3 protein-coding genes are annotated in these 3,355 nt (G+C 67.2%); 1 reads left to right on the top strand and 2 read right to left on the bottom strand.

Annotated elements, in window-relative coordinates:
• Positions 1 to 672 (top strand): FAD-dependent oxidoreductase (locus G3N93_RS36345; RefSeq protein WP_206135175.1); only part of this gene is annotated, 672 nt, incomplete at its 5' end.
• Positions 673 to 863: 191 nt separating this feature from the next.
• Here G3N93_RS36345 and G3N93_RS36340 read toward each other — a convergent pair.
• On the bottom strand, positions 864 to 1,580 hold the full coding sequence (locus tag G3N93_RS36340) for an MIP/aquaporin family protein (RefSeq protein ID WP_174940294.1): 717 nt from the start codon (positions 1,578 to 1,580) through the stop codon (positions 864 to 866).
• 81 nt (positions 1,581 to 1,661) lie between these two features.
• Positions 1,662 to 3,164 carry a glycerol kinase GlpK gene (gene glpK, locus G3N93_RS36335; protein ID WP_174940296.1) on the bottom strand — a complete coding sequence of 501 codons (1,503 nt, stop codon included), beginning with the start codon at positions 3,162 to 3,164 and terminating at the stop codon, positions 1,662 to 1,664.
• Positions 3,165 to 3,355: the final 191 nt, after the last annotated feature.

Here is a 3,355-nt window from a genome sequence, read left to right as displayed (position 1 = left end):
CACGCGCTTCACGAGCGGCAGGGCGTGACCATTCGCGTGAGCCTGAAGCCGGTGGCGATCGAGCGGACGGCTAGCGGCGCGTTGGCCGTCGTGCTCGACGACGGCGACACGCTGATCGCCGACACGGTCGTCGCCGGCATCGGCATCGAGCCGGCCGACGAGCTGGCGCGCGATGCGGGCCTCGCCGTCGAGCGTGGCATCGTCGTGAACGAGCGGCTCGAGACGTCGGCGCGCGGCATTTACGCAGCTGGCGACGTCGCGGTGTTTCCGAGTGCGTTGTCGGGGCGGCCGGTCCGGCAGGAGACGTGGCACGGCGCCGAGACCCAGGCGCGCGTTGCCGCGCGCAACATGCTCGGCGCCGACGAGCCATATCGCGAGACGCCGTGGTTCTGGTCGGATCAATACGACGCGCAGTTGCAGGTGGCCGGAGAGCCGGCGCTTGGTGAGCGATCGGTCGCGCGCGTGCTCGGCGACGACGCGGAAATCCATTTCCATTTCGACGCCGGAGCGCGGCTCGTCGCCGCGAGCGGCTTCGGCCGAGCGTCGGGTTTCGTCAAGGAGATGCGGGTTGCGCGAATGCTGGTCGAGCGTGGGGCGGACGTGGCGCCGACCGCAGTGGCGGACGTGAACGTGAAGCTTAAATCGCTGATCGGCGAGGCGGGCGGCAGGTAGCGAAGCGATGCGATGCGCGCAATGCGCAGCTGCCGCGAGCCACGGGCCGTGGGAGCGCGTACGAAGGAGGGGAGAAGCGGCACGGGTGCGATACCCGTGCCGCCATGCCGGCGTGCCGGCGGTCAGGCGAAAGAGCCTGTTCCCGAAGCGCGCGTTGGTCGATTGCCACGCGCTTCGTCACAGGCCCGCGTTCACGCCATTGCGTGCAGACGCAGGTACAGGCCGGCCGCCGCGGCGCCGCCCAGCAGCGGACCGACGACGGGCACCCATGCATAGCGCCAGTCGCTGTCGCGCTTGCCTGGGATCGGCAGCAGCGCGTGCATGATGCGCGGCGACAGGTCGCGCGCGGGGCTCATCGCATAGCCGGTCGGGCCGCCGAGCGAGATGCCGATGCCGAGCACGAGCAGGCCGACAGGCAGTGCGTCGAGCGCGCCGAGGCCGACCTGCGGCGACGCGAGGTACAGCACGCCGAGGATCAGCACGAACGTGCAGATCGCTTCGGTCAGCACGTTGTGCGTGACGCTGCGGATCGCGGGCGCCGTGCAGAACACCGCGAGCTTCAGGTCCGCATCGGCTTCCTTCGCGAAGTGCTGGCGATAGGCGAGCCACACGAGCAGCGCGCCCGCCATCCCGCCGAGCATCTGCGCGAGGATGTAGCCGCCGACTTTCGCCCACGCGAACTTGCCCGCGAGCGCGAGACTGATGGTGACGATCGGGTTCAGGTGCGCGCCGCTGAACGACGCGGTCACGTAGACGGCGACGAATACGGCCATCGCCCAGCCCATCACGATCACGATCAGGTCCGCGCCTTTGCCCTTGGTCTTTGCAAGCAGCACGTTTGCGACCGCGCCGTTGCCGAGCAGCACGAGGATCGCTGTGCCGATGAACTCTGCAATATAAGGTGACATGGTTGTCTCTCGTATGTCATCGCGGACTCGCGCGTTGCGCGGTCCGCCGGTGTTGTTGTATTTCGTTTAAGTATGTGAGGATTACTGGGTGTCGTCGGCCCATGCCTTCGCGGCACGCACCGCACGCTGCCAGCCCGACATGCAGCGTTCGACGTGCTCCTTCGGCATCGACGGCGAGAAGCGGCGATCGAGCTGCCACTGGTCGCGTACTTCGTCGAGGTTCTTCCAGTAGCCGATCGCGAGGCCCGCGAGGTAGGCCGCGCCGAGCGCGGTCGTCTCGGTGATCTGCGGACGCACCGCGTCGACACCGAGCAGGTCTGCCTGGAACTGCATCAGCAGGTCGTTCGCGCTCGCGCCGCCGTCCACGCGCAGCTCGCCGATGCTGATGCCCGAATCGGCTTCCATCGCGGCCAGCACGTCGAGCGACTGGTACGCGATCGAATCGAGCGCCGCGCGTGCGAGGTGCGCGGAGGTCGTGCCGCGCGTGACGCCGAACACCGAGCCGCGCGCCCGCGCGTTCCAGTGCGGTGCGCCGAGGCCGGCGAACGCGGGCACCAGGTAGACGCCGTCGGTGTGCGGCACGCTCGCGGCGAGCGCTTCGATTTCAGCGGCCGACTTGATGATGCCGACGCCGTCGCGCAGCCACTGCACCACCGCGCCCGCGATGAAGATGCTGCCTTCCAGCGCGTACTGCACGTTGTCGCCGATCTGCCAGGCGATCGTCGTGACGAGGTTGTTCTTCGATTCGATCGGCTTGTCGCCGGTGTTCATCATCAGGAAGCAGCCGGTGCCGTAGGTGTTCTTCACCATGCCGGACTGCGTGCACATCTGGCCGAACAGCGCGGCCTGCTGGTCGCCCGCGATACCCGCGAGCGGGATCTTCGACGCGAACACGGTGGTCTTCGTGTGGCCGTAGATTTCCGACGACGCCTTCACTTCCGGCAGCATGCTGCGCGGGATGTCGAGCAGTTCGAGCAGTTCGTTGTCCCACTCGCGCGTGTGGATGTTGAACAGCATCGTGCGCGACGCGTTCGTCACGTCGGTCACGTGCAGTTCGTGCTTCGTGAAGTTCCACACGAGCCAGCTGTCGACGGTGCCGAACGCGAGCTTGCCCTGCTTGGCCTTCTCGCGTGCGCCCGGCACGTTGTCGAGAATCCAGCGGATCTTGGTCCCTGAGAAGTACGAATCGATCGGCAGGCCGGTCTTCGCGCGCACCTTCGCTTCGAAGCCCTGTGCTTTCAGCGAATCGCAGAAGTCGGCCGTGCGGCGATCCTGCCAGACGATCGCGTTGTAGACGGGCTGGCCCGTCTCGCGATCCCAGACGATCGTGGTTTCACGCTGGTTGGTGATGCCGATCGCGGCGATCGACGTGCCGTTCAGGCCCGTGCGCGTGACGGCTTCGGCGGCGACGCCGGCTTGCGTCGACCAGATTTCCTGCGGGTCGTGCTCGACCCAGCCGGGTTGCGGGTAGATCTGCTCGAATTCCTTCTGGGCGATCGAAACGATATTGCCCTGGCGATCGAACAGCATCGCGCGGGAACTCGTGGTGCCCTGGTCAAGCGCGAGGATGTACTGATCCTGCATGTCTCTCATCTCCATCCGTGGATTTGGCTTAGTTGTGATGCGCGCCGCGTGAGGCGGCGCGTCGGTGAGTCAACGTCGGTACGACAACTGCAACTGCATTCGGATCACGCCTGCGGCGCGTGCGCGGCGGCGAACCACGCGTCGACCGCGGCGGTCACCGCGTCGAGCGTGCCGGGCGCCACGTGCAGGCA

This window comes from Burkholderia sp. Se-20378, from assembly GCF_017104665.1.
Lineage (GTDB): Bacteria > Pseudomonadota > Gammaproteobacteria > Burkholderiales > Burkholderiaceae > Burkholderia > Burkholderia lata.
Note: the sequence above shows the minus strand (reverse complement) of the source record. Positions and strands in the feature narration are given on the sequence as shown.

Bases quoted from the DNA above. Each gene is read 5' to 3' on its own strand.
- G3N93_RS36340 (WP_174940294.1), bottom strand. From the start codon at position 1,580: ATGTCACCTTATATTGCAGAGTTCATCGGCACAGCGATCCTCGTGCTG.
- glpK (WP_174940296.1), bottom strand. From the start codon at position 3,164: ATGCAGGATCAGTACATCCTCGCGCTTGACCAGGGCACCACGAGTTCC.